Annotated in this window: 23 protein-coding genes; 10 read left to right on the top strand and 13 right to left on the bottom strand. The window is 60.6% G+C overall.

All coding sequences use genetic code 11. The features are described from left to right. Positions 1 to 92 precede the first annotated feature (92 nt). Complete coding sequence (locus tag ACWHRL_RS04155; RefSeq protein WP_447528009.1) at positions 93 to 1,814, top strand: DEAD/DEAH box helicase; 1,722 nt, start codon at positions 93 to 95, stop codon at positions 1,812 to 1,814. Between the two features lie 96 nt (positions 1,815 to 1,910). After that, positions 1,911 to 2,636, top strand: coding sequence for a deoxyribonuclease V (gene nfi, locus ACWHRL_RS04160; RefSeq protein ID WP_447895354.1), 726 nt, complete (start codon positions 1,911 to 1,913; stop codon positions 2,634 to 2,636). Here the strand turns inward: nfi and ACWHRL_RS04165 are convergent. Then, entirely contained in the window at positions 2,620 to 3,333 is a 714-nt protein-coding gene (locus ACWHRL_RS04165; protein WP_447895355.1) for a glutamine amidotransferase, read from the bottom strand. The two genes, nfi and ACWHRL_RS04165, sit on opposite strands and share 17 nt — an antisense overlap. A gap of 149 nt (positions 3,334 to 3,482) precedes the next feature. On the opposite strand from ACWHRL_RS04165, the gene tpx reads away from it, so the two are divergent. Further along, positions 3,483 to 3,986 (top strand): thiol peroxidase, encoded by a 504-nt coding sequence (gene tpx, locus ACWHRL_RS04170; protein WP_447895356.1) that lies wholly within the window; start codon positions 3,483 to 3,485, stop codon positions 3,984 to 3,986. Here tpx and ACWHRL_RS04175 read toward each other — a convergent pair. Together ACWHRL_RS04175 and ACWHRL_RS04180 are read right to left on the bottom strand one after the other, a co-directional pair. Next, positions 3,983 to 4,672: a gamma-glutamyl-gamma-aminobutyrate hydrolase family protein gene (locus ACWHRL_RS04175; protein ID WP_447895357.1), complete on the bottom strand. Its 690-nt coding sequence runs from the start codon at positions 4,670 to 4,672 to the stop codon at positions 3,983 to 3,985. The genes tpx and ACWHRL_RS04175 overlap by 4 nt on opposite strands. Positions 4,673 to 4,694: 22 nt before the next feature. Continuing rightward, positions 4,695 to 5,702 (bottom strand): amidoligase family protein, encoded by a 1,008-nt coding sequence (locus tag ACWHRL_RS04180; protein ID WP_447895358.1) that lies wholly within the window; start codon positions 5,700 to 5,702, stop codon positions 4,695 to 4,697. Between the two features lie 164 nt (positions 5,703 to 5,866). Between ACWHRL_RS04180 and ACWHRL_RS04185 the strand changes: the two genes are divergently transcribed. Continuing rightward, positions 5,867 to 8,290, top strand: coding sequence for a mechanosensitive ion channel family protein (locus ACWHRL_RS04185; RefSeq protein ID WP_447895359.1), 2,424 nt, complete (start codon positions 5,867 to 5,869; stop codon positions 8,288 to 8,290). Here ACWHRL_RS04185 and ACWHRL_RS04190 read toward each other — a convergent pair. Next, positions 8,201 to 8,638 carry a hypothetical protein gene (locus tag ACWHRL_RS04190; RefSeq protein ID WP_447895360.1) on the bottom strand — a complete coding sequence of 146 codons (438 nt, stop codon included), beginning with the start codon at positions 8,636 to 8,638 and terminating at the stop codon, positions 8,201 to 8,203. The two genes, ACWHRL_RS04185 and ACWHRL_RS04190, sit on opposite strands and share 90 nt — an antisense overlap. 14 nt (positions 8,639 to 8,652) lie before the next feature. After that, complete coding sequence (locus ACWHRL_RS04195) at positions 8,653 to 9,645, bottom strand: DnaJ domain-containing protein (RefSeq protein ID WP_447895361.1); 993 nt, start codon at positions 9,643 to 9,645, stop codon at positions 8,653 to 8,655. Between the two features lie 169 nt (positions 9,646 to 9,814). Here ACWHRL_RS04195 and ACWHRL_RS04200 point away from each other — a divergent pair, with 169 nt between their 5' ends. Further along, positions 9,815 to 11,230, top strand: coding sequence for a hypothetical protein (locus ACWHRL_RS04200; RefSeq protein WP_447895362.1), 1,416 nt, complete (start codon positions 9,815 to 9,817; stop codon positions 11,228 to 11,230). A gap of 108 nt (positions 11,231 to 11,338) precedes the next feature. On the opposite strand, the gene ACWHRL_RS04205 is transcribed toward ACWHRL_RS04200, so the two are convergent. The 8 genes from ACWHRL_RS04205 to ACWHRL_RS04240 all read right to left on the bottom strand — a co-directional run bounded on the left by ACWHRL_RS04205 (position 11,339) and on the right by ACWHRL_RS04240 (position 19,309). Beyond that, a complete protein-coding gene (locus ACWHRL_RS04205; protein WP_447895363.1) occupies positions 11,339 to 12,472 on the bottom strand; it encodes an aminotransferase class V-fold PLP-dependent enzyme in 1,134 nt (377 codons plus the stop codon). Between the two features lie 15 nt (positions 12,473 to 12,487). Continuing rightward, a complete protein-coding gene (gene cdd, locus ACWHRL_RS04210; RefSeq protein ID WP_447528020.1) occupies positions 12,488 to 12,898 on the bottom strand; it encodes a cytidine deaminase in 411 nt (136 codons plus the stop codon). Positions 12,899 to 12,911: 13 nt separating this feature from the next. Further along, positions 12,912 to 13,637 carry a purine-nucleoside phosphorylase gene (gene deoD, locus ACWHRL_RS04215; RefSeq protein WP_447528021.1) on the bottom strand — a complete coding sequence of 242 codons (726 nt, stop codon included), beginning with the start codon at positions 13,635 to 13,637 and terminating at the stop codon, positions 12,912 to 12,914. Positions 13,638 to 13,680: 43 nt separating this feature from the next. After that, the gene (locus tag ACWHRL_RS04220) at positions 13,681 to 14,919 is read right to left on the bottom strand and encodes a phosphopentomutase (RefSeq protein ID WP_447895364.1); all 1,239 of its coding nucleotides are present in this window, start codon (positions 14,917 to 14,919) and stop codon (positions 13,681 to 13,683) included. After that, positions 14,919 to 16,262, bottom strand: a complete 1,344-nt coding sequence (gene deoA, locus ACWHRL_RS04225; RefSeq protein ID WP_447895365.1) for a thymidine phosphorylase — start codon at positions 16,260 to 16,262, stop codon at positions 14,919 to 14,921. Before deoA ends, ACWHRL_RS04220 begins: the two co-directional genes overlap by 1 nt. Continuing rightward, complete coding sequence (gene deoC, locus ACWHRL_RS04230; protein ID WP_447895366.1) at positions 16,262 to 17,047, bottom strand: deoxyribose-phosphate aldolase; 786 nt, start codon at positions 17,045 to 17,047, stop codon at positions 16,262 to 16,264. The genes deoA and deoC overlap by 1 nt, the downstream gene beginning before the upstream one ends. A 93-nt stretch (positions 17,048 to 17,140) precedes the next feature. Beyond that, complete coding sequence (locus tag ACWHRL_RS04235) at positions 17,141 to 18,424, bottom strand: NupC/NupG family nucleoside CNT transporter (protein ID WP_447895367.1); 1,284 nt, start codon at positions 18,422 to 18,424, stop codon at positions 17,141 to 17,143. Positions 18,425 to 18,460: 36 nt separating this feature from the next. Next, positions 18,461 to 19,309: an outer membrane protein OmpK gene (locus ACWHRL_RS04240; protein ID WP_447528026.1), complete on the bottom strand. Its 849-nt coding sequence runs from the start codon at positions 19,307 to 19,309 to the stop codon at positions 18,461 to 18,463. A 636-nt stretch (positions 19,310 to 19,945) separates the two neighbouring features. Between ACWHRL_RS04240 and cyoA the strand changes: the two genes are divergently transcribed. Genes cyoA through cyoE form a run of 5 tightly spaced genes read left to right on the top strand, consistent with a single transcriptional unit; the run spans position 19,946 to position 24,741 of the window. Then, on the top strand, positions 19,946 to 20,935 hold the full coding sequence (gene cyoA / locus ACWHRL_RS04245) for a ubiquinol oxidase subunit II (protein ID WP_447895368.1): 990 nt from the start codon (positions 19,946 to 19,948) through the stop codon (positions 20,933 to 20,935). A gap of 3 nt (positions 20,936 to 20,938) precedes the next feature. Further along, positions 20,939 to 22,915, top strand: coding sequence for a cytochrome o ubiquinol oxidase subunit I (gene cyoB, locus ACWHRL_RS04250; protein ID WP_447528028.1), 1,977 nt, complete (start codon positions 20,939 to 20,941; stop codon positions 22,913 to 22,915). Then, a complete protein-coding gene (gene cyoC, locus ACWHRL_RS04255) occupies positions 22,915 to 23,535 on the top strand; it encodes a cytochrome o ubiquinol oxidase subunit III (RefSeq protein ID WP_447528029.1) in 621 nt (206 codons plus the stop codon). Before cyoB ends, cyoC begins: the two co-directional genes overlap by 1 nt. Before the next feature lies 1 nt (position 23,536). Beyond that, entirely contained in the window at positions 23,537 to 23,863 is a 327-nt protein-coding gene (gene cyoD, locus ACWHRL_RS04260) for a cytochrome o ubiquinol oxidase subunit IV (protein ID WP_447528030.1), read from the top strand. After that, complete coding sequence (cyoE, locus tag ACWHRL_RS04265) at positions 23,821 to 24,741, top strand: heme o synthase (RefSeq protein WP_447895369.1); 921 nt, start codon at positions 23,821 to 23,823, stop codon at positions 24,739 to 24,741. Before cyoD ends, cyoE begins: the two co-directional genes overlap by 43 nt. Positions 24,742 to 24,777: the final 36 nt, after the last annotated feature.

The following is a 24,777-nucleotide window of genomic DNA, read 5'->3' on the forward strand; positions in this document are numbered from 1 at the left end:
GCGTTTGTGTTCAGCGCGAGTACGCTGACCAACGTGTCGAAGACGCTTACGATGTTTTTTGCCGGCCACGCCGGTCTACCAAGGTGTGATTAATGACCTCGACTTCTGTCGCCTCGCCGAGCTTCGGCGATCTTGCTCTGTTGCCTGCCGTTCTTTCTGCTGTTGAAGCACAGGGCTACCAGACCCCTTCGCCCATTCAGGCGAAAACCATTCCCGCGCTGCTGGAAGGCCGTGACATGTTGGGCCAGGCCCAAACAGGTACCGGTAAAACCGCGGCGTTTGCATTACCGTTACTCTCGCGTATCGATCTCGACCGCCATGCGCCTCAGGTGCTGGTGATGGCGCCGACGCGCGAACTGGCCCAACAGGTAGCGGTTTCGTTCACCAAGTACGGTCAGAATCTCAAAGGCCTGGAAGTGGCCACGCTGTGCGGCGGTCAGGAGTATCGCGAGCAGCTGGGCGCGCTCAAGCGCGGTGCTCAGGTCGTCGTCGGTACCCCGGGTCGTATTATCGACCACCTGGACCGCGGCAGCTTGAAACTTGGTGACCTTCAGGCGCTGGTGCTGGACGAAGCCGACGAAATGCTGCGCATGGGCTTTATCGACGACGTAAAACGCGTGGTCGCCGATACCCCGAAAGATGCTCAGCGTGTCTTCTTCTCCGCGACCTTGCCCGCCGAAATCGAGCGTATCGTTAATCGTTACCTCGTTGACCCGGTGAAAGTGGCGATCGAATCGAAAACCACCACCGGCGAAAACATCGAGCAGCGCATCGTGCGCGTCGATGGTGGCGCCAAGCTCGAAGCGCTGTCGCGTATTCTCGAAGTCGAGCCCGTCGATGCGGCCATCGTTTTCGTACGTACGCGTGCCGCGTGCACCACCCTGGTCGAGCAACTGACCGCCCGTGGTGTCAACGCTGCTGGCCTGTCGGGCGATCTCGATCAGAGCCTGCGTGAGCGCACCATCACGCGCTTGAAGCGCAGCAAGGTCGACGTGCTGATCGCCACCGACGTCGCCGCACGCGGTCTGGACGTTTCGCGTATCACCCACGTCATCAACTATGACCTGCCCCAGGACGCCGAAGCCTATACCCACCGTATCGGCCGTACCGGTCGTGCCGGGCGTAGCGGTATCGCGATCACCTTCGCCGGTTTCCGCGAAGGTCGTAAAGTGGGCTGGATGGAGCAGGCAACCGGTCAGAAAATGGCCGAAATGCCGCTGCCCGACGAAAGCGCCATTCGCGCTCACCGGGACGAGGTGTTCCATCAGCGCGTCGTGGCCGCGCTGACCAAGGGCGCTGAAGAGCAGCGTGCGCTGGTCGAGCGTCTGGTCGAAGAGGGTCACGACCCGGTCGAGCTGGCCTGTGCCTTTGCCGCCATGGCCCGCGCCGACGAAGCACCCATCGGCCGCTTGCAGGCCCCGCGCAAAGAGCGTGCCCCGCGTGAAGGCGGCAAGGACAGCGGCAAGCCCGCTAACCGTCGCGAGCGTTCGAGCGCGCCCAGCGAAGGCATGACTCGCTACCGCGTTTCCGTGGGTCACAAGGATGGCGTCAAGCCCGGCCAGTTGGTCGGCGCCTTGGCCAATGAAGGTGGTATCGAAGGCGCGCGTATCGGGCGTATCGATATTCGCAACGCCTTCTCGGTGGTCGAGCTGCCCAGTAACCTGCCGTCTACCATCCTGACCAAGATGGCGCGCGCCCGTGTGGCCGGTCGGCCGCTTGAGATCAGCGAAGACAGCAGCACTCCGGAGCGCGCACCGCGTCGCCGTCGTGACGAAGGCGGCGATGCGCCGGTCCGTCGCCGCGAACGCGCTTAATCGCGAGCCAGGCCAAGCAAAACCCCGCTTTCGAGCGGGGTTTTTTATTGGCTGCTCGATGCTCTACGCTTAACGTTTCAAAGGGAGAAAACTGCCATGGATGCGCCGTTACACGACTGGAATCTCGAGCCCAAAGACGCGATCGCGCTGCAAACCGAGCTTGCCGGGCGGCTGGAGCTTAGTGATCGCCTCGACGAGGTGAAGCTCATCGCCGGGGTGGATATCGGTTTCGAAGACGAGGGCGAAACTACCCGCGCTGCGGTCGTGCTACTGAAGTGGGACCCCCAGAAGGCGCCTTATCTCGAGCAGATCGAACAGGTCGTTCACCGCGAGCCAACGCGTATGCCCTATGTGCCGGGGCTTTTATCGTTTCGTGAGATACCCGCCGCGCTCGGTGCCTTTGCCAAGCTCTCCCAAATGCCTCAGTTGGTGATGGTCGACGGCCAGGGCATTGCCCACCCGCGCAAGCTGGGTGTGGCGGCGCACCTGGGGCTCTGGCTCGACCTGCCGACGATCGGGATTGCCAAATCGCGCCTTTACGGGCGCTTTGAAGAGGTGGGCGGTGAACGCGGCGACTGGAGCGCGCTCACCGCCAAAGGGGAAACCCTGGGCGCGGTGCTGCGTTCGCGAGTGAACGTGAAACCCGTGTTCGTATCCCCGGGCCACCGTATATCGCTGGCTACGTCGCTTCAGTGGGTCATGCAGTGCCTTGGGCGTACCAAGCTGCCCGAACCGACGCGGCTGGCCGACCGGCTCGCCTCCCAACGCGTCGAAAAGCGCGCCGCCAGGGCGGCGGCCAAAAAGGCTACAAAAGGCGAATGAAGCGCTCGAGCAGGCTGGTCGCCTGGGGCGTTTCCTTGATGCGGTTGATCAGGGCACCGACGTCTTCGCCCTGTTCGATCAGCGCAGGTTCCACGCGTTCGATATAGGCGCGCAGGATGTCGGCGTTGAACTCCGGGTGAAACTGTACGCTCCACTGGCGGGTGCCGTAGCGAACCGCCTGGTGGCTGTCGTGGTCGTTGAACGCGAGAATGAGCGCATCATTGGGTGCTTCGAGCACCGTCTGGCCGTGGGTCAGGTGCGCCATGAAACGCGTGGGTAGCTGACTAAAGAGCGGGTCGCTATGGGAGGCGTCGGTGCGTTCGATCTCGAAGGTACCCGCCTCGCGGCCGTTTGGGTGATTACCGGCTTGGCCGCCAAAGGCTTCGGCCATCAGCTGGTGTCCGTAGCAGACGCCCAGCATGGGAATGTCGCGCGCGCGCGCCGCGTTAAGCCAGGGCTTCAGTGCCTCGCTCCAGGGCTCGGCGTCGCTCACCATGCTGTTGGAGCCGGTTATCACGATAGCATCCAGCGCATCCAATGAGGGGGCATCGGGCTCTGCGCGCGGATCCCATACGTTAATCGTCGTGTTGGGGACTACCCGCTTCATGGGCTCCTCGAACAGCGCATCGAAATCGCCGTGCTTGTCGGTCACTTCGGGAAAAGCGTCGCCGGTTTTTACGATCAGTACTAAGGGCATGGCATACTCGTGGCGGTGCGACGGGGCGCTGTCGCTGACAGGCCCCGGGGTGTATCCAAACGGCGCGGTTTGGGGTTAGGGTAGGTCTCGGCGAATGCCGGATTTGCCTAATCACTGCGCGTCTACCTATAACATGGGACTACTATTCTATGCAGCAAATTACCCGAGGCGGTACCCCGATGGACGTTGACGGCGTCATACCGAAAGTGGGCGAGAAAGCCCCCGGCCTTACGTTGACCAACCGGGAACTGAGCGACGTCACTCTCGACGACTACGCCGGTAAGCGCAAGGTGCTCAATATCATCCCCAGTGTCGATACGCCGACCTGTGCTACGTCAACCCGGCGCTTCAATGAGCTGGCTTCCAACTTGCCCGATACGGTGGTGATGGTGGTGTCGGCGGATTTGCCGTTCGCGGCGGTGCGCTTTTGTGGCGCCGAGGGTCTGGATAACGTCGATACCCTCTCTACGTTTCGCCATCAGGCGTTTCTCAAGGAGTGGGGCGTGGCGCTGACCAATAGCGCCATGGAAGGCCTCTGCGCCCGTGCGGTGGTCGTGCTCGATCGTGACAACACCGTGCTACATAGCGAATTGGTCAGCGAGCTTAAAGACGAGCCCGACTACGACGCCGCGCTGGCCGTACTGGGCGCCTAACGCTCAAAAGGCTCGGCGCTACGCCGCTTTTTCGCCGCCTTCACCAGCGCGCTAATCAGACGCTGCTGAGGGCGGTTGAAAATCAGCCACTCCGGGTGCCACTGAACGCCGATCACGAAGTCGTGATGTTGCGACTCGATACCCTGCACCAGGCCATCGCGGTCGCGGGCGACGATCTTGATGCCGTCGCCGGCCTCGTGCACCGCCTGGTGGTGCAGGCTATTCACACGACACCAACTTACGTCGAGCAGGCTGTGGAGTTTACTCCCTGTGACGATATCCACGGTTTTGCGCGGCAGTACCGTGCGGCGGCGTTTCAAACCTTCGTGGGTGGTATAGATGTCCGGGTCCAGGGTGCCGCCCAGATGTACATTGATGAGTTGGGCACCGCGGCAAATACCCAGCACCGGCGTGTGGCCGGGAATGAAGCGTTCAAGTAGCTCGAGCTCGAGCTCGTCCCGGGCCGGGTCGAGACGCACGTTGAGCTGCACTTCGCCACCGTACAGGTGCGCCTGGATGTCGTCGCCGCCGCCAACGATCAAGCCGTCCAGGGTATCGGGCAGCGGGCGCGAAGGCGAAAGGCGCAGCGGCTTTCCACCATGGCGCCAAACGGCGAACCAGTCGAACCACCAGGCCAGGTGACTCTTGTAATCGGACGTCGTGATACCGATGAGCGGGCGGGTCATAAAACGAAGTCTCTTAAAAATTTCAGCGACGCTTGAACGAACGCAGCAGTTTGTTTTTCAAGCGGGTCGTCCAGGCCTGGGTGTTGTAGGCGATGTACTCATCGCACCGGGCATTCAAGGTCTCATGGTTAGCGGCGAGTTTTTCGACCTCGACCCAGCGGTTCCACTCCACCGCCGAGCCCCAGCCTGGCTGGGAGATCTGCGCGTTGGGCAGCCGGTAGTGAAAAGTAGGGCGCGGCTTGGTGAGCTGGCTGTGCAAAAGCGCGTGGGGATGATCCGGGCGCAGATGGGCAAACAGCGGAAGAAGGTCCAGCTCGCGATTACGCGTCGGGTTATAATGAAGGTAGTCGTCGATCAATTGATCGAGCGCCGGGGCGTAGCGCCGGTCCAGTACCTTCAGCGCGTACTCCTTGGGAAACGGGTTGGCGTGGGGGAGCACCTCGCGAGTGATATCGACCTTGATTTCATCGCGCAGCCACTGGGCCAACAACATGTAAGCGCGCAGCATCGCTAAAAGAGATTCGGCATCCATCGCCCCGGCTTCCGGATTGAGATGCAGGCCGAACCCATAGAGCAGGCTGGCATCGGTCCCTTTGGCGCCTTTTTCGCGCAGCGCCTTGAACAGCGTGTCCAGCTCGTCCAGTTCATCCCAGGGCACCGGCGGACAGACGATTTCGGTAGGCACCAGGCCGGTGACCATATCGCCGATCAGTTCGCGGGTTTTGCGGTGAAACTCCACGCGGCGAAGATGCTGCTGGCGCGCCCATTCGCTGTCGTCATCGCGTTGGTCATCCAGCAGTGTCTGGTCCGGGTGGGCATACTGTGTATCGAGCTCGATACCAAAGCTGCCCCAGCGGGTATGATGTACCAGTAGCCTGTGTGGGCTTACCACGTTAAGCTCGCCCCCGAAGAGTTCGCTCACCAGTTGGGCGGTGTCGTGAGGGGGAAGTCCTGCAAATTCGATCTCCACGCCGACGCGTCGCGTTTGGCCGTGATGGTTCAAACGATGGGGGGGCGCCTGGAGCGTCATCTCTACATCCTTGAGGTGAACGTTTAGGCCTTCACCCTATCATAGTCAGGCGGTAGGCTAAGCGATATTCATCGTGGTCTGGTTATTTTGCCTCGTTACCCACCACCGTTATTGGGTCGTTCATCAATGAGACCGACACGCATCGGTCGAGCCTGGAGGAGCATGTGCGACAGCACTGGTTGATCACTGTCTTTTTGAGTGTCGCGCTATGGGTAATGGTGGGCGCGGCGTCTTTGGCGCAGGCACAAAGCGTGGGGCTGCCCAGCCTTACCAGCAGCGACGATACGGCCGAAGAGGAGTCGGTGAGTAGCAGTGAGTTTCAAAACTCGCTGTCCGACGTCATTACATTGTTGGAAAACGATGAGCAGCGCCGGGCCCTTCTCAACTCGCTGCGCGAGCTGCAGACCACGAGCGAAGCCGCCGAAGAGGAGGGCGTTGCCCGCCAGGGGCTTTTGGGCGCGCTTGCCGATACGTTGAGTGACCTGGGGGACCAGGCGCAATCGGGTAATTCCCCGGTCGACGAGTGGTCTCGCCAGCTTTTGCAGGGCGCCCAGGATCTGCGTGCGCTCAATGAAGACACCAACCAGGGCGAAGCGATCCGCGAGGTCGTGGACGGCGCCATTCTGGCGGCGATATGGGTATCCCTATTGATCGCGCTGATCGCCTTTGGGCGGCTTATTGCCACCCGGCGCGAGTGGCCGCTCGATCTTCCGCGGGATCCCAAGGCTTGGCTTTTGGTCGCGCACTTCTTTCGCCGCATGCTGCCCTGGACGCTCTCGTTTGCGGTCATTCTAGGGATCGGCCAGCTTCTGCCTTACAGCGCCGGGCGCACGCTGATACTGGTGATTGCCTACGTCTGCCTGTGTGGGCGGGCGCTTTCGGTGGTGTTCGAGACGGTCATTGCGTTTTTCAGCCGCGGCCACCGCTTTACCGCGGTACAGCTGATGCAGAACCAGGCGCTGCGCGGGCTGTTCGTGATCGGCGCGTTGATCGCCCTGGGCGATGCAGTAAACTCCACCCGGCTGGTCGATCTGCTGGGCGCCGAGCTTGCAAGTCTTACGTCGGTGCTGGCCAATATGCTGGCGGCGGTGCTGGCAGCGCGGTTTATCTTCAAGTTCAAGCGCCCGGTGCGCCACCTGATCTGTAATCGGCCTTATAAACAGCGCCGCGATGCCAGTGCGGCGGTCGAAATGGTCCGTACGCTGGGCGGGCTTTGGCACATTCCAGCGCTTTTAATGGTGGGCGGCTCGCTTTTGGCGATCTTCATCACCGTGGGCGACGTGGCCACCGCACTTGCCCGTTCGATCATCTCCGCAAGCCTTTTGGTGCTGACGCTTGTAGCCACGGGGCTTCTGCGCCGCCAGGCCGAGCGGCTCACCAAGCGCCGTCACCGCCGGCGCCATAGCCAGTACCGCAAGCGCCTGGAACGCTTTGGTTTCGTGCTGGCGCACCTGTGCGCGTGGATGGTATTTGCCGAGCTTTCCATGCAGGTATGGGGTGGCTCGCTGTTCGGCCTGGGCCAGCAGGCCGTGGCCAGCGCACGAATAGGCCAAGCGCTGGTGAGCTTGGGCGCGACTGTCTTGCTGGCCTGGCTTGTGTGGATCTTTGCCGATACCGCCATCCAGCGGGCGCTGACCTCGTCGGCACGCTCGCGCGGGCGCCGGGTCAACCAGGCCCGGGCGCAAACCATTACGCCCATGATTCGCAACGTGATTTTCGTCGCTATTTTGATCATCGCGGTGATCGTCGGGCTTGCCAATATCGGGGTTAACGTGACGCCGCTGCTGGCCGGTGCCGGTGTCATCGGTCTGGCGATCGGTTTTGGCGCGCAAACCCTGGTGCAGGATTTGATCACCGGTATTTTTATTTTGATCGAAGACTCGCTGGCCGTGGACGACTTCGTTCAGATCAACACCCACATGGGCACCGTCGAGGGGCTGACCCTGCGCACGGTGAAGCTGCGCGATTTGGACGGCGTGGTGCACATCATCACCTTCAGCCGCATCGAATCGATTCATAACATGTCGCGCCAGTTCGGTATCGCCCTGATGCGTATTCGAATTCCGTTTGATATGCACATCGACGACGCCATCACGCTGATGCAGGAGACCGCCCAGGAGCTGCGTAAGGACCCGATGATGCGCCACTACATCTGGTCGCCTCTCGAGATGCAGGGGGTTCAGGGCTTCGAAGATGGCTGTCCGGTGCTGCGGATGCGCTTTCGTACCGCCCCGGAGATGCAGTGGGACGTCTCCAGGGCGTTCAACTTGCTGCTCAAGCAGCGCATGGAAGCGCAAAACATCGACCTGGGCGTGCCGCGGCTTAGCGTCAGCATGGAGCCTCGTTCCCAGTCAGAGGTGGAGGAGAGCGCGGGGACCGATTTCTTTATCGAAACCAGCGGTGACGACCCCGAGGGGCCGCGTCAGCGACCCGCACCGCCCAAACCCGCGCCACGGCCTACGAACGCCGAAACGCGCAAGGACGAGCGCGAGCGCCAGTCAGACCGAACCCACCCCAAACCGAACGAGCAGGGCGAGCCCCAAAGCGAGGCCTACGCTAGCACCAACGGCGAACACGGCGACGAGTAGCCAGCCGCCGCGAAAGCGCTTCCAGCGGTCGTAAAACGTCACCGCTTCGCCAAGGCGCTGGGAAAGTTCGTCCAGCCGGGGCGCGGTGTTGTCTGGCGGCATCGAGAAGTCGTTGGCGGCGTCGCCCTGCCAGTGCGGGGCGTGACTTAACCCAAGCCCTGCGCGCAGACGACCGATATCGCTTAGCGTATGGTGCATCGCATCGTAATGGGCGCGGTGGCGGGCCTCGGCCAGGGTTGCCTCGGCGTCCTCGCGCAGTGCGCTGTTGGCGCACTTTTCCAGCGCGGTGTTAAGCGTCTGCTCGTCCACCTCGGGGGAAAGTGCCAGCCGTTTGTAAAGATCGCGCATGTCAGAACCCTTCGTTAAAGCGTCGCTTTGATCAGATAGTCGTAGGCATTTTTTATACGCTGAAACCGTTGAGAGGCCAGCGCTATGTGGTGCTCGCTTTTGGTGTAGAAGCGGTCCGGGTGGTGCAACTGCGCCATGCGCCGGTAGGCGCGGCGAATCTCCGCGCGACTGGCCCCGGGGGAAAGCTCCAGCACCGCCAGCGCCCGGCGGGTCTGGTAACCCCCGGCGGGCTCGACGCGGGTATGCTGCTCGCGGTGGTTGCGGTGTTGTCGCTCGTGCTCGCGGCGCTGTTCGTGCTGGGCGTTTTCGCGCCGCGCCCGTTCGCGGCGGGCACTTTCCTGGCGCCCTCGCTCCCGGCGCGTTTTTTCTTCGCGGGCGCGCTCTCGTTCGGCGCGTGCTCGTTCGGCCTGTTCATGGCGTGCTTTTTCCCGTTCGGCGTGCTCGCGCTCTGCCTTTTCACGCTCGGCCTTTTCGCGTTCGGCTTGCTCCTGAGCTTTTTGGGCCTGGCGGGCTTTCTCTTCGCGGTAGGCGGCGTCGTGGTGCAGCCAATAGCCGCGGCGGCTGATATCCTCGGGTAGCTCTAGCGCGCTGCCGGTGAGTTCTTGAAAAAGCGAGACCAGGGTTGCCGGCGCAATGGTGAGCACGTCGGCCAGAAAGCGCAGCACGTAATGGTTGGCGGGGGAGAGCTTGCCGTCGTCGGTGGCCAGCGCAATGGCCTGATGCATGATGGCCAAACGGCGCGGCTCGTCGCACTCGCTGCGCACTACCTCGGCGGCCAGCTGTAGCGCCTTGAGATCCTGCTGGCGGGCAATATCGAACATTACGCCCTGCGCGTGGCCGTGACGAAACTGCGCGGTGACCTGGGCCAGGCGGCGGCGGCGCTGGCCTTCGGAAATATGCTGGCGCTTGGTCAGCACCCAGGCCAGCAAAAGAAGCACCGCCGTATCCACTTGGCTGCGGCTTTTAACAAGCACACGCTCAAAGGTAGAAAAACGGGCGGTGGGCATCCCCTGGCTCCAAAAGCGATGAAAGATTAGCGGGCAATACTCGCCCGCGTACTGCACGATAGCAAGCCCATCCTGGGCTACGCTTGGGGAGAGTCTTCAAGGCCAGCGTGTTCGAGTAGCGCTCGAAGGCACATGATGAAACATTTTACCTTAAGGAGATAGCAGGCAGGTGATTAACGTCGAGCGTAAAAACAGCTTTCAGCTAAGGCTTACCCGGCGGCTGAAAGAGGAGACGTCGCACACGCTGGATGTTTACTTGTTTGTTCCCGGTGAGTTGGGGCTTAGCACGCAGCTGGTCACCGAAGAGGCCTTCTTTCATAGCGCCGTTCAGGTATCGCGCACCTACTACAGTGACCAGTACCACCTGCCGCTGGTGCATAGCCGCTTGGCGAGCCGCAACCGGCTGGGCAGCGAGTCCTACCGGCTTGGCTTGAGCCTTTACGCCTACCAGTACGTTATTGCTTTGGAGCAGGCCACTCAGTCGGTACTCACCGATGCCCGAGCGCTACGCGTCGAGAAAAAAGAGGCGCTTTCCGAGGCCGAGCGCGAAAGCCAGCAGGCGCTTCTGGATAAGGTCGATGAAATGAATGACCTGAGCGAGGGCATACTTAGACGCCTGCGGCGTAACGAGCCAAGCGACGAGGCGCTTTACAAGTATTTCGCCAATATCGACAACTATCTTTCCTGGTTCACCGAGCAGCAGCGCCTGACGCTAGTGGCACACCTGCCGCGGGGCGGGGTGTTCAACCCGGTGCGTAAACAGCTGGTCGCGCTTTGCGAGCTCGAGAACGGCTACCGCCGCGAGCGGCAGTACAACGCCGAACGGGTCATGGCCGACCCCACCCGCATGTCCAACAAGATGCGTTTGATGCGCCGCTTGATCGAGCACCCAATTACCCTCAAACAGGCTTCGCTCGAGCTGGGTCATGGCGAGCAGCGGGCGGTGAAGGCGCTGGCAACGGCGGTGGTCATGTCGTTTGTGACGCTGGGGGTTTTGCAGGCGCGGGATGTGGTGGGGGACATTACTGCGCTGTTCGTACTGGTGATGGCGATCCTGTACGCCATGCGCGAGGTGTTCAAGGATGACCTGCGCAATACGCTGTGGCGGCTTCTGCGCAAGGGACGGCCCAAGTGGCGCCGCCGGTATCTGGACCCGACGCGCAACGTGCTGGTCGGCAAGCAGCTCGAATGGTTCAACTACAAGCGCTTTTCATCACTGGACGAAGAGATACAAAAACTTCGCCACCGAAGCGTTGCCCAGCGCGAGGAGATGGTGCTGCATTATCGCTCGCGTTCGCGTATGTCCCCCACGCGCTTTTTGAGTGGCTACGAGCACACCCGGGAAACGTTGACGCTGGATATTTCGCTCCTCACCCGGCTAATGAACAAGGGCAAGCACCATATCTACCGGCTGAAAGAGGGCCAGGCGGTGCGCGAAAGCGTCGAGCGCCGCCACCTGTTCAACCTGGTGATCCGCGAAACCGGCAGTGAAGACACGCCGCAGCTGGTGCGCTGGAAGGTCGTGGTCAGCCGCTCAGGGATCGTCGATGTCGAGCGGGTCGAGCAGAAAAGCGCATCCCGGTAACGTAAAGCGCCGTTTGGGGCGCTTTGACGATTGACCGCTTATCCCTCATCCACTCTACTTACCGATTCACGATTCACGATTCACGATTCACGATTCACGATTCACGATTCACGATTCACGATTCACCGCTTCGATCGCCTTTTCCAGCTGATCGACGCTGCGCTGGGTATGGTGAAGCTTGTCCAGCCCGAAAAGGCCGATACGAAAGGTCTGGAAGTGATCGCCTTCGTCACACATCAACGGCACGCCACCGGCGACCTGCACCCCCGCCTGGCCTAACTTGCCGACCAGTGCGGCATCGCTTGTGTAGCTCACGACCACCCCCGGCGCCTCGAAGCCCTCGGCGGCCACGCTTTTGAAGCCTTGGCGTGTCAGCATATCGCGCACCGCGCGGCCGAGTTCGATCTGCTCCTGCTTCACCTTGTCGAAGCCGTACTCGCGGGTCTCCTGCATGATGGCACAAAGCGCGCGCAGAGCATCGGTGGGCATGGTGGCGTGGTAGGCGTGACCACCGTTTTCATACGCCTGCATGATGCCGTGCCACTTGCCCAAATCGCAGGCGAAGCTGTCGCTCTGGGTGTTTTCCAGGCGCTTGACGGCGCGGCTAGACAGCATGACCATGGCGCAGCAGGGCTGGCCGCTCCAGCCTTTTTGCGGCGCGCTGACCACCACGTCGATACCCAAGTCCTGCATGTCCACCCAGAGCGTACCCGCGGCGATCGCGTCGAGTACGAACAATGCGTCTACTTCCCGGGCCGCCGCGGCCACTTCGCGAATATAGTCGTCCGGCAGCAAAATACCCGCCGAGGTTTCCACCTGGGGGGCAAAGACGACCGCCGGCTTTTCGGCGCGAATACGCTCGGCGACTTCGCTTGCCGGCATCGGCGCGAAAGGCGCCTGGGGGTCGTTTTCCTCTACCCGGCGCGCCTTGAGCGCGGTGTGATCCTCGGTCAAACGACCCATCTCGATGATCTGGGTCCAGCGGTAGCTGAACCAGCCGTTGCGAATCACCAGCACCTTCTCGTCCTTCGCGAACTGGCGGGCCACGGCCTCCATGCCAAAAGTGCCGCTACCCGGCACGATAACGCTGGCCTGGGCGTTATAGACCTCCTTGAGCGTGGCGGAAATGTCGCGCATCACGTGCTGGAAACGCGCGGACATGTGGTTGAGCGAACGGTCGGTGTAGACCACCGAATATTCGAGCAAACCGTTAGGGTCGACGTCGGGCAAAAGGGCCGCCATGGGCTTCTCCTGGAGTTAAGGGCGCGCAGGCAACTGCTCGGGGCCGAAGGCATCGGGCAGCAGCGTCTCGATGGTGTAGCTCTTGAGCCGTTCGCCGGCACGGGAGACCACGTGGATCTCGGTGTCGGGGGTGGCGAACTCGCGAATGCGCTGGCGGCAGTCACCGCAGGGCGTACAAAGGTGCTCGCCCGGGCCCATTACGTACACTTTCGAAAGCGTATGGTGACCGGCGGTAACCATGGCCGAAATCGCCGAGCCCTCGGCGCAGATGCCCTTGTAATGGGCCACCTCGACGTTGCAGCCAACGAACTGCTGGCCATCCGGCGTCTCCATGATGGCGGCGACCGGGTGGGCGGAGTAGGGCACGTAGGCGTTAGCCAGGGCGCCGGTAAGGCGTTCTACCAGCGCAGGATCTACCTGATTCATCGCAATCTCCGGTTCAGGCGTTGACGCCCTTGTCGCGCAGCACGGCGTCGAGGGCGATGGTCATCATGTCGTTGAAGGTGGTTTGGCGATCGGCGCTCGAGAGCGAATCGCCTTTCAGGATATGATCCGACACGGTGCAGATCGTCAGCGCCCGGGCGCCGAACTCGGCGGCCACGCCGTAAAGCCCGGCCGCTTCCATCTCGACGCCGACGATGTTGAAGCGCTTCATTAGCTCGGCCATCTGCTCCTGGGGGTTGTAGAACAGGTCCGCGGAGAAGATGTTGCCCACTTTCACCGGCACACTGTGCGCCTTGGCGGCGGCCACGGCGTGGCTCGCCCACTCGAAATCCGCAAGGGCGGCGAAATCGTGGTCGTTGAAGCGCATGCGATTGACCTTTGAGTCGGTGCTCGCGCCCAGGCCGATGACTACATCGCGCAGGTTGACGTCGTCGCGCACCGCCCCACAGGAGCCCACGCGAATGATCGATTTCACCCCAAACTCGGTGATCAGCTCCTTGGCATAGATGGAAACCGAGGGGATACCCATGCCGTGGCCCATCACCGAGACCTCGACACCCTGGTAGGTGCCGGTAAAGCCGAGCATGCCGCGCACGTCGTTTACCTGGCGCACGTTCTCGAGGAAGGTGTCGGCAATGTACTGAGCGCGCAGCGGGTCGCCGGGCATTAAAACGGTATCGGCGAAGTCGCCAGATTCTGCGTTGATGTGGGGCGTTGCCATAAATGCTCCTTAAACGATCAAACCTTGAGCGGTCAAAAACGAATCAGACGAAGGCGGGCAGAAAGCTTTCGCCGTCGTCCATTGCGCGCAGCACGAAGAAGTCGGCAAGCGTCTGGCCGATATCGGCGAAGGTGTCGCGTTTGCCAAGCGGCCCTGGGGTAAAGCTTGCGCCGCTCACTAGAATCGGCACGTACTCGCGGGTGTGCTCGGTGCCTTTCCAGCTCGGGTCGCAGCCGTGGTCCGCGGTCAGTATCACTAGGTCGTCCTTGTCGAGCGCGCCCATCAACTCCGGCAGGCGGGCGTCGAAATCCTCGAGAGCGGCGGCGTAGCCGGGCACGTCGCGACGGTGGCCGTAAAGCGAGTCGAAATCGACGAAGTTGGCCATGATGAACGTCGGCTTCTCGCGGGCCTCGGTGCGCGCGATTTCCCCCAGGGTGGCGTCCATTAGCGCGTCGTGGCCGCTGGCTTTCACCTTATGGGTAATGCCGCAGTGGGCGTAGATGTCGGCGATCTTGCCAATCGAGACCACGTCGCCACCGGCTTCCGCGAGCTTTTGTAGCACCGTGGGCGTCGGCGGCTCGATGCTGTAGTCGCGGCGGTTGCCGGTACGCGTGAAGCTTGAGGCGTCATCGCCGACGAACGGGCGGGCGATGACCCGGCCGATGTTGTAGGGCTCGAGCAGTTCGCGCACGGTTTCACACAGCGCGTAGAGGCGCTCGAGGCCGAAATGCTCTTCGTGGGCGGCGATTTGAAAAACAGAGTCCGCCGAGGTGTAAACGATCGGCTTGCCGGTTTCGACGTGCTCCTCGCCCAGCCGCGCGATGATCTCGGTGCCCGAGGCGTGGCAGTCGCCAAGCGTGCCGGGAAGCCCGGCCTGCTCGACGATCTTGTCCAAAAGGGCCGGCGGGAAGCTGCCCTCTTTGTTCGAGAAGTAGCCCCAGTCGAAACGCACCGGGACCCCGGCGATTTCCCAGTGGCCGGACGGCGTGTCCTTGCCGCTGGAAATTTCCTGGGCGTGGGCGTAGGCGCCCTTGAGCTCTTCGGGGAGTTCGACGCCTTCGGCCACTTGGCCGGTGGCATCGCGGTGGGCGTGAAAAAGCCCGAGCTTGGCCATATTGGGCAGCTTCAAGGGCCCACTGCGAAATTCGGTGTCGGCCTCGCCGCGGGCGCAGGCGGTTGCGATATGGCCCAGGGTGTCGGCGCCTTCATCGCCGAAGGCCGCGGCGTCCGGCGCCGAGCCAATACCAAACGAATCCAGTACTACTACGATCGCGCGGCGCATTAGGCTTCTCCTCTAAAGGTGTCCTGTATCAGCGTATCGGCGTTGACGGCTGATTGCCCCAGGGTGATGGCGGCCTTGAGCTGCTCGGCGGCGCGGTTGGCGGCTTCTTCGCTCTGGGCGTGAACCATGGCCAGCGGCTTTTCGCCATCGACCCGGTCACCGATTTCGGCAATCTCGCTAAAGCCGACGCTGTGATCGACGGTGGCGTCGTTGCGAAGGCGCCCGCCGCCAAGCTCAACCACGCTCATGCCGACTGCACGGGTGTCGATACGGCTGACGATACCAGACTCGGACGCGTAGACCGGCTTCACTACCGCCGCCTTGGGCAGGTAGCTGTCCGATTTCTCCATGAAGTCGCTCGGTCCGCCAAGTTCCGACACCATACGGGCGAAGATTTCGGCGGCCGCGCCGGACGTCAGCGCTTTGTCGAGCTTCGCAAGGGCCTCCTCGCGATTAGCGGCCAGCTTGCCGGCCATCAGCATCTCGACGGCAAGCTCACGGGTGACCTGCATCACGCGGCTCTGCGGGCGCTCGCCGCGCAGCAGGGCCAAGGTGTCGACGATTTCGACCGCGTTACCGGCACTGGGGGCCAGCGGCTGGCTCATGTCGGTCAATAGCGCGGTGGTCGGGGTGCCTGCCTGGGTTGCCACGTTGGCAATGCTTTCGGCAAGCTCCCGGGATTTTTCCGGCGTGGGCATGAAGGCGCCGCTACCGACTTTGACATCCATGACCAGCGCGTCGAGCCCGGAGGCGAGCTTCTTGCCAAGGATAGAGGCGGTAATCAGCGGGATCGACTCCACGGTGGCGGTAATGTCGCGCACGCCGTAGATGCGCTTGTCCGCCGGCGCCAGGTTGCCGGTCTGGCCGATGATCGCCACGCCCGAGGATTTCACCACCTGGCCGAAGCGCTCCGGAGCGGGGTAGGGGTCGTAGCCGGGGATCGACTCGAGCTTATCAAGCGTACCGCCGGTATGGCCTAGCCCGCGCCCGGAAATCATCGGTACGTATGCGCCGCAGGCGGCGACCCAGGGGCCAAGCACCAGCGACACCAGATCACCCACGCCGCCGGTGGAGTGCTTGTCGACGATGGGGCCGGGCAGGTTCATCGAGCCCCACTCCATGACGTGGCCGGAGTCACGCGTGGCGGTGGTCAGCGCCACGACTTCTTCGCGGCTCATGCCGTTCAAATAGACCGCCATGGTGAAAGCACCGATCTGGGCATCGCTGATGCGATCGTCGGCTACGCCTTGAACGAAGTGCTTGATCTCCTCAAACGGCAGCGTTTGGCCGTCGCGCTTCAAGCGGATGAATTCCTGGGGGAGCAGGGCGTGCTGGGAAGACATTAGTATTCTCCTTCTTCCGGCGCGGTGTCGGTGGCGTTCAAGGTCATGAGCACGTCACCCAAAAGGCTCGAGGCGCCAAAACGGAAATGCTGGGGCGTGACCCAGTGTGGGCCCATGATGCTGGCGGCGAGTTTCATGTACTCGATCGCTTCTTCGACGGTGCGTACGCCGCCGGAGGCTTTGAAGCCCACTTCCTGGCCGCTTGCCTTGATGGCGTTGAGCATCACGTCGGCGGCTTCTAACGTGGCGTTGGTTTCGACCTTGCCCGTCGAGGTCTTGATGAAGTCGGCGCCGCCTTCGATGGCAAGCTCGCTTGCCCGCTTGATCAGCGCGGGCGTTTTCAGCTCGCCGGTCTCCAGAATCACTTTCAAAAGCGCCTGGCCGCCGCAGGCGGCCTTACACATTTCGACCAGCTCCCGGCCGGTTTCTTCATCGCCGGCCATCAGCGCGCGATAGGGGAAAACCACGTCGACTTCGTCGGCGCCGGAGGCAACGGCTTCGCGGGTGGCCCGGGCCGCGCCCATGATGTCCTCGCCCCCCTCGGGGAAGTTGGTCACCGAGGCGATTTTTACCTGGCCTGCCAGGTTGTGGGCGCTCAGGGCGCGCTGAGCGGTCACGATGAACTGCGGATAGATGCAGACTGCGGCGGGCGTGCCGACCGGGGTTTTGACCATCTGGCATAGCGACTCGATGCGCGCGTCGGTGTCGTCGTCGTTGAGGCTGGTGACGTCCATCAGGGCGAGCGCTTGTTTAGCGGCTTGAATGAGGTCGGGTGAGGCAGTCATGGCATTCTCGCGTTGGTATCGATATTTTCAGTGTAAAAAACAAACGGGCATCGCGCGTGGCGTGCCCGTTTTTTGGCGCATTTAAAAAAAGGGCTACGCCGCGACGCTTCCCAACGCGATGAAAAAGCCTGCGATCGAGGCCGACATCAAGTTGGACAGCGTGCCGGCCAGTACGGCTTTGACCCCGTACCGGGCGATTTCATTGCGCCGAGTCGGCGCGATACTGCCAAGCCCGCCCAGCAAGATCGCAATGGAGGACAGGTTGGCAAAGCCACAAAGTGCAAAAGACAGAATCGCTGCGGTATGCGGCGTCATCATCTGACCCGTCGCGGCCACTACCTGTTCCCCATCGATGTAAGGGGCGAGGTTAATAAAGGCAACGAACTCGTTGACGACGATCTTTTGGCCGATGAACGACCCGGCCAGGGTCGCTTCCGACCAGGGCACACCGAGCAAAAACGCCAGCGGCGCGAAAAGCCAGCCAAGGATCATTTCCAGGCTCAACGTCTCGAAGCCGAACCAGCCGCCGACACCGCCCAAAATGCCGTTGATCAGCGCGATCAAGCCGATGAACGCCAATAGCATGGCGCCCACGTTGGCAGCCAGCATCATCCCGGAGGTCGCGCCGGAGGCCGCGGCGTCCAGCACGTTGACCGACTTGTCGTCCTGGTCCTTGAGCTCTTCGTCCACTTTGGAAATGCTATCGCTATCCGCGTTGTCCTGGGTTTCCGGCATGATCAGCTTGGCGAACAGCAGCCCGCCCGGGGCGGCCATGAACGAGGCGGCCACCAGATACTCCATGGGAATACCCAACTGCGCATAGCCGGCCAACACCGAGCCCGCCACCGAGGCCAGGCCACCGCACATTACGGCGAAAAGCTGCGACGGGGTCATGCGTGCGATGAACGGGCGCACCACCAGCGGCGCCTCGGTTTGACCCACGAAGATGTTGGCCGTGGCCGAAAGCGACTCGGTGCGCGAGGTGCCTAGCGCCTTTTGAAGTGCGCCACCCAAAATGCGGATGACCCACTGCATGATGCCCAAATAGTAGAGCACGGCAATCAAGGAGGAGAAGAAGATGATGACCGGTAGAACCCGAACCGCAAAAACGAAGCCGATGCTTTCGACATCCGCCAGGCCACCAAACAGGAAGTCGATACCGTCGTTGGCAAACACCAGTACCTGGCTCACACCGGCCGAAATCGTTCCCAGAAAGACCTGGCCGAAGGGAATGTAAAGCACGAACGCACCAATGCTCGCCTGAATGACGAAGGCCCCCAGTACGGTGCGCAGACGTATGGCCTTACGGTCGTAGGAGAAAAGTAGAGCAATAGCGACCAGCGTCGCCATGCCGACCAGGCTCATAAGGAGTGTCATAGGGAGATCCTTTGAGTTCGCGAGGCTCGCCTCGGTTTAGAAGAAGTTGAGCTTGACCGAGTAGATCATCGCGTTTTGGTACTGATTCGGTGCGCCTAGCTTGTTATCCGAGTAGCGGTACTGAACGCCGGTGGTGATCAAATCCGCCGGATGCCACCAAAGACCGATCGCACCGTTGGTGCCGGTACGGCTGGCCGTGCCGCCCACGTAGTTCTGTTCGATGTAATCGCTGTCGCGATCAAAAGTTTGCTCGTGCCAGTTGGTCACGCTAAAGCCCTGATCGAAGGCCGTGAATTCGTAACCCGCGACCCAGCCGGCCATATAACCATTCATGCCAGTGTAGCCGTCACTTTGTACCCGCGCCGGACCAATGAAGGGTTTGAACCACAGGCCGTTATCGAAGGTGGTGCGGTAACCAAGGCCCAGAATCTGATCCTGTTCGCGGCTGTCGAAGCCGTAGTCGCGGAAATCATAGACGTGGGCGTAGAGCGAGAAAGGCGTATCGCCCAGATAGATGTGCGAGGTGACCTTGCCCGCGGTACGAAAGTTATCCTGGCCGTTGCTCGATTCATCGAACTGATCGTTGGTCGGGTTTTCGAAGTCGAAGAAGCCGTAGAACTCGCCCCAGCTAAAACCAACGCCACCTTCGAGCTCCACGTAGGTGAAGTCGCTCTTGGCTGCGTTGTCGGCGGTGCGCCGCTCGGTGCCGCTGGACCAGTCCAGGTAGTTGACCGAGACATTGGCAAATGACCAGAGCCGGTCGAGGTTTTGCGGCTCGGGTTCGTTGGCCAATGCCTGGGGCGTGAGCAGCGCGCCTACCAGCAAGGCGCCCGCCCCGCAGAAAATGGATGCGTGCGGAAGTCGGTTAATAGGTAGAACAGTCATAAAGCCTCAAGGTTAACGTGGCACGGCCGCCATCTGGTGTTATTAGTAGGGCGGTTCAAGTAGTGCGCCGGGGTACGTGGACGCGGGCTGGCATGACTTTAGATTATAACATTTAGTTTTATTTGTTTAATACCGCTTTGCCCGCCCTCTTCGAGCCTTCAAAAAAGCGCCGCGTGGGTTTGATCGCGCGAAAAGCGAACTTTACCGGTCAATGTGCGCAAATTGGGTGTTGCTCGGCCAGTCTATTTTGCTACTCTTGGCAGCCTCGATGTAATGGTCTCCGATGACGAGCAGATTTCAAAGCGATTTGAGAGACGCTCGAACCGAGAGCCGAGCATCGCAGTGACTTGGCCGAAAGGTGGTATTCATGGGTTTTGAACGGGCAGGGTGCGGCAATGCGTCGCTTTCTGCGCGCGCGTAATCAATAGAAAATACCTCCGCCTTCATTCGTGCGTGAAACGCACGCCAGGTTCGCTACCAACCCCATGCGGTAGCGCATATTTTTCCCGGTGTTATGAGGCCCGCGCCTGGTGCGCCAGGAAAAGTATGGGGTGCTAGTTGGTCTGCTATATGGCATATCGTTTGGCTTGCTGTCTGGCGGCTAGTTTTGAAACGCAACTCTGACGAGATCGCACCATGCAACAACCCTCCAAATGGCGCAGGCGTGGCACTTTCTTCGTGCTCCTCGCGCTGTGCTTGCTCCTTGCAGGCTGTAGCTCGGCCCTGATGGACCCCAAGGGCGATATTGGTGAAGCACAGCGTTCGCTGATTCTCAGTGCCTTTGGCTTGATGATGATCGTGGTGATCCCGGTCATCGTGCTTACGATCGCTTTCGGTTGGCACTATCGGCGCAACAACACCGTCGCGCAGTACCTGCCGGACTGGGCGCACTCCAACGTGATCGAAGGTATCGTGTGGCTGGTGCCCGTTGTCATCGTCGGTATTTTGGCGGTGATTACCTGGCGCTCTTCTCACGAGCTCGACCCGCACCGCCCCCTCGAGAGCGACGAGCCGACGCTTGAAATCCAGGCGGTCTCGCTGGACTGGAAATGGCTGTTCATCTATCCCGAACAGGGCATCGCCACGATCAACGAAGTCGCCATGCCGGTCAATACACCGGTGCGCTTTCGGGTAAGCTCCGGCTCGGTCATGAACTCGCTGTTCATACCGCGTCTGGGCACACAGATCTACGCAATGGCGGGTATGGACAACGATGTCCATCTCATGGGTAACGAAATCGGTACCTACTGGGGGCGCTCCACTAACTATAGCGGTGCAGGCTTCGCCGGTATGGTCTTCGACGCTCACGTGACATCGCAAGAGAACTTCGATGCGTGGGTCGCGGAAGTCGCCGCGTCACCCAACACCCTGACTTACCCGGAAGGTTACTCCGAACTTGCCGAGCGTTCTTCGTTCGTCCCGGTCGAGCACTTCTCTGACGTAACGCCGGAACTCTACGAGCGGCTAGTAAGCAGTTTCCATACGGGTACAGATCCTGAGACGGAAACGCAGGACGCAGACCGTGCACCGGCCGTTGATACGAATGAAGCCTATCAAACGACCGAAAACCAAGAGGGTGAGGGGTCTGACGACGACCAGCTCATCAGCAATGAGGCGGGAGGGTAAGCCGTGTTCGGTAAACTAAGCTTAGAAGCAATCCCCTTACACGATCCGATTATCGTGATCGTGGGTATTGGGATGATTGTCGGTGCCATCGCCCTTTTGGGCGCGCTTACTTACTTCCGTAAGTGGGGCTGGCTATGGAATGAGTGGTTCACTTCGGTCGACCACAAGAAACTCGGTATCATGTACTTCGCGGTGGCGCTTGTCATGCTGCTGCGTGGTTTCGCCGACGCCATCATGATGCGTAGTCAGCAGGCCCTGGCCGCTGGCGGCTCGATGGGCTTTTTGCCACCGGATCACTACGACCAGATCTTTACCGCCCACGGCGTTATCATGATCTTCTTCGTGGCGATGCCGATGGTTATCGGCCTGATGAACCTGGTGGTGCCGCTACAGATCGGTGCGCGCGACGTCGCCTTCCCGTTCTTGAACAACCTGAGCTTTTGGCTGTTCGCGGTTTCCGCTGTGTTGATCAACGTATCGTTGGTACTGGGTGAGTTCGCCAAGACCGGTTGGCTCGCCTACGCGCCACTGTCGGGGATAGAGTACAGTCCCGGGGTCGGGGTGGATTACTGGATATGGGCACTGCAGATATCCGGTATCGGTACGACGCTGACGGGTATCAACTTCTTCGTCACCATCTTGAAGATGCGTACCAAAGGCATGACCATGTTCCGCATGCCGATCTTCACCTGGACGTCCTTGTGCGCCAACGTGCTGATCATCGCGTCGTTCCCGATTCTGACGGCAACCATTGCCCTGCTGACGCTTGACCGCTACTTCGGTATGAACTTCTTTACCAACGAGCTTGGCGGCAACGTAATGATGTACGTCAACTTGATTTGGGCCTGGGGCCACCCGGAAGTTTACATTCTGGTGCTGCCGGCATTCGGTGTCTTCTCGGAAGTTATCGCAACCTTCGCCCGCAAGCGTCTGTTCGGTTACCACACCATGGTATGGGCCACCGTTGCGATCACTGTTTTGTCGTTCATCGTTTGGTTGCACCACTTCTTCACCATGGGGGCCGGGGCCAACGTCAACGCCTTCTTCGGCATCATGACGATGATCATCGCCATCCCGACCGGGGTTAAGGTCTTTAACTGGATCTTCACTATCTTCCGCGGTCGCCTGGAAATGACCTCGCCGGTACTGTGGACACTTGGCTTTATCATCACCTTTACGATTGGTGGTATGACCGGTGTGATGCTGGCGCTGCCGGCGGCGAACTTCGTGCTGCACAACAGCCTGTTCGTTATCGCGCACTTCCATAACGTCATCATCGGCGGCGTCGTATTCGCCATGCTGGCAGGTCTGACCTATTGGTTCCCGAAAGCGTTCGGCTTCACGCTGAACGAGAAGTGGGGCAAGCGTGCCTTCTGGTTCTGGATCACCGGCTTCTACACCGCGTTCATGCCGCTTTACGTGCTGAGCTTCTACGGTGCGGCGCGCCGCATGCAGTCCTACCCCAACGCTGAATGGCAGCCCTGGATGATCGTTGCCTGGGTAGGCTCGGTACTGATTGCGCTGGGCATCGCCTGTACGCTGGTCCAGTTCTACGTCAGTATTCGTGATCGTAAGCAAAATCAGGACGTGACCGGCGACCCCTGGGATGCCCGTACACTCGAGTGGTCCACTTCTTCGCCCGCGCCGTTCTATAACTTCGCGCACGAGCCGGAAGTCGGTGACATCGATAGCTTCTGGACGCAAAAGCAGCGCGGTTTGGAGCAGGCAGAAGAGAAGACCTTCAGTGATATTCATATGCCCAGAAACACCGTGGCGGGCCCGATTATCAGCTTGTTTGCGATGATCTTTGGCTTCGCGATGATCTGGCATATCTGGTGGCTGGCGATCGTTGGCGCAGTGGGTACGCTGGTGAGCTTCTTGGCGCGCGTCTTTAACGACGACATCGACTACTATGTCCCGGCCGCCGAGGTTGAGCGGATCGAGCGGGCTCATCAAAAGCGTGTGGAGGCACAAGGGTAATGGCGACAGATACAACGCACCACGGCGCCCATGCTGACGAGCATCACGACCACGATCATCATGATGTAGAAGGTACCAAAGTCTTCGGCTTTTGGGTCTACCTGATGAGTGACCTGGTGATCTTCGGTACGCTGTTTGCCACCTACGCCGTGCTCATGAGGGGCACGGCGGGCGGCCCAACCGGCGCCGATATATTCGAACTGCCGCTGATTCTTTTTGGCACCTTTGCCCTTTTGATCAGTAGTTTCACCTTCGGCATGGGCGTGTTGGCGATGAACGCCAACCGCGTCGGCCAGGTGAAAATGTGGCTCGGTGTGACCTTCGTTCTGGGTCTGATGTTTTTGGGGATGGAGATTTACGAATTCCAGCACCTGATTCACGAAGGTTTCGGGCCTGATCGTAGCGCGTTCCTGTCATCGTTCTTTACGCTGGTAGGTACCCACGGTCTACACGTTACCTTCGGTATGATCTGGATTCTGGTCATGCTGGTTCAGCTGTCCACCAAGGGGATCAACGCCCAAACGCGTCCGCGCATGCTGTGCCTTAGCTTGTTCTGGCACTTCCTGGATATCGTCTGGATCTGCGTATTCTCCTTCGTTTACCTGATGGGAGTGCTTTGAGATGAGTCATTCTTCTAGCCAACCGTCCGCTCACGGCTCGACGAAATCCTACGTACTGGGGCTGGTACTCTCGCTGGTACTGACGATCATTCCATTTGGCGCGGTCATGATGGGCTTGTTCAGCACGCCCGTGACGGTCTGGATTATCGTGATTACCGCGGTGCTACAGATGCTTGTTCAGCTTGTGATGTTCATGCACCTGAATACCAAGGCCGACGAAGGTTGGAACATGATGTCCTTCGTGTTCACCGTCTCGATTCTCGCCCTCGTGGTAGGAGGCTCTTTGTGGATCATGCATCATCTGCACCTCAACATGATGATCGGCTAACCACGATGCCCAGCCGGCGGCAGGATCTCCTCGAACTGACTAAACCCGGTATTATCGGCGGCAATCTGATTGCCGCCATCGGCGGCTATTTTTTGGCCGCCCAAGGGCAGTTCGATGGCATCACCTTCGCCGCCGTCTTACTGGGCATTGCGCTGATTATCGGTTCAGCCTGTGCCTGCAATAACGTCATCGACCGCGATATCGATGCATTGATGGCGCGCACGCGCCATCGCCCGCTGGTACGCGGTAGCGTCTCGATCACCATGGCGCTGGGCCTTTCAGCGCTGCTGGGGGTTTGCGGTGTGGTATGTCTGGCGCTGGGCACCAACGGCTTGACCGTGGCGCTCGCGGTGATCGGCTGGGGCGTTTATGTGGGCATCTATAGCCTTTACATGAAGCGCAGCTCCGAATACGGCACGCTGGTAGGCAGCCTTTCCGGTGCGATGCCGCCGGTCGTTGGCTACTGCGCGGTCACCGGCACGTTCGATAGCGGTGCGATCGCGCTGCTGGTGATTTTCTGCCTGTGGCAGATGCCGCACTCTTATGCCATCGCGATCTTCCGCTACGCGGACTATCAGCGCGCCTCCATTCCGGTTCTACCGGTGGTGCGTGGCATCAAGACTGCCAAGCATCACATTCTGGGCTATATCGTGGCGTTCATTCCCGCCTCGCTTGCGCTGGTATTGGCGAGCAAAGCGGGGATCGGCTATTTGTGCGTGGCACTGGTGATGGGCTTTTATTGGCTCTACCTGGCGCTGCGCGGCTACCGCCTGGAAGACGATGTGCGCTGGGCGCGGCAGGTATTCGGTGTATCGATTCTCACCATTACCGCGCTGAGTATCATCATGGTGCTGGAAGCCGTGGTACCGCTCGCCTAAAGAGGTGATCGCGGTAAGTAAATGAAAACGCCCCGA

The organism is Vreelandella sp. GE22, assembly GCF_968212445.1.

What these genes read in the sequence shown, in the direction of transcription:
- ACWHRL_RS04220 (WP_447895364.1), bottom strand. Translation starts at nt 14,919, where the DNA reads ATGCGCCGCGCGATCGTAGTAGTACTGGATTCGTTTGGTATTGGCTCG.
- nfi (WP_447895354.1), top strand. Translation starts at nt 1,911, where the DNA reads ATGGATGCGCCGTTACACGACTGGAATCTCGAGCCCAAAGACGCGATC.
- ACWHRL_RS04165 (WP_447895355.1), bottom strand. Translation starts at nt 3,333, where the DNA reads ATGCCCTTAGTACTGATCGTAAAAACCGGCGACGCTTTTCCCGAAGTG.
- tpx (WP_447895356.1), top strand. Translation starts at nt 3,483, where the DNA reads ATGCAGCAAATTACCCGAGGCGGTACCCCGATGGACGTTGACGGCGTC.
- cyoA (WP_447895368.1), top strand. Translation starts at nt 19,946, where the DNA reads ATGCAACAACCCTCCAAATGGCGCAGGCGTGGCACTTTCTTCGTGCTC.
- ACWHRL_RS04155 (WP_447528009.1), top strand. Translation starts at nt 93, where the DNA reads ATGACCTCGACTTCTGTCGCCTCGCCGAGCTTCGGCGATCTTGCTCTG.
- deoD (WP_447528021.1), bottom strand. Translation starts at nt 13,637, where the DNA reads ATGGCAACGCCCCACATCAACGCAGAATCTGGCGACTTCGCCGATACC.
- ACWHRL_RS04190 (WP_447895360.1), bottom strand. Translation starts at nt 8,638, where the DNA reads ATGCGCGATCTTTACAAACGGCTGGCACTTTCCCCCGAGGTGGACGAG.
- deoC (WP_447895366.1), bottom strand. Translation starts at nt 17,047, where the DNA reads ATGACTGCCTCACCCGACCTCATTCAAGCCGCTAAACAAGCGCTCGCC.
- ACWHRL_RS04175 (WP_447895357.1), bottom strand. Translation starts at nt 4,672, where the DNA reads ATGACCCGCCCGCTCATCGGTATCACGACGTCCGATTACAAGAGTCAC.
- ACWHRL_RS04240 (WP_447528026.1), bottom strand. Translation starts at nt 19,309, where the DNA reads ATGACTGTTCTACCTATTAACCGACTTCCGCACGCATCCATTTTCTGC.
- ACWHRL_RS04195 (WP_447895361.1), bottom strand. Translation starts at nt 9,645, where the DNA reads ATGCCCACCGCCCGTTTTTCTACCTTTGAGCGTGTGCTTGTTAAAAGC.
- ACWHRL_RS04205 (WP_447895363.1), bottom strand. Translation starts at nt 12,472, where the DNA reads ATGGCGGCCCTTTTGCCCGACGTCGACCCTAACGGTTTGCTCGAATAT.
- cdd (WP_447528020.1), bottom strand. Translation starts at nt 12,898, where the DNA reads ATGAATCAGGTAGATCCTGCGCTGGTAGAACGCCTTACCGGCGCCCTG.
- ACWHRL_RS04235 (WP_447895367.1), bottom strand. Translation starts at nt 18,424, where the DNA reads ATGACACTCCTTATGAGCCTGGTCGGCATGGCGACGCTGGTCGCTATT.
- deoA (WP_447895365.1), bottom strand. Translation starts at nt 16,262, where the DNA reads ATGTCTTCCCAGCACGCCCTGCTCCCCCAGGAATTCATCCGCTTGAAG.
- cyoD (WP_447528030.1), top strand. Translation starts at nt 23,537, where the DNA reads ATGAGTCATTCTTCTAGCCAACCGTCCGCTCACGGCTCGACGAAATCC.
- cyoC (WP_447528029.1), top strand. Translation starts at nt 22,915, where the DNA reads ATGGCGACAGATACAACGCACCACGGCGCCCATGCTGACGAGCATCAC.
- ACWHRL_RS04180 (WP_447895358.1), bottom strand. Translation starts at nt 5,702, where the DNA reads ATGACGCTCCAGGCGCCCCCCCATCGTTTGAACCATCACGGCCAAACG.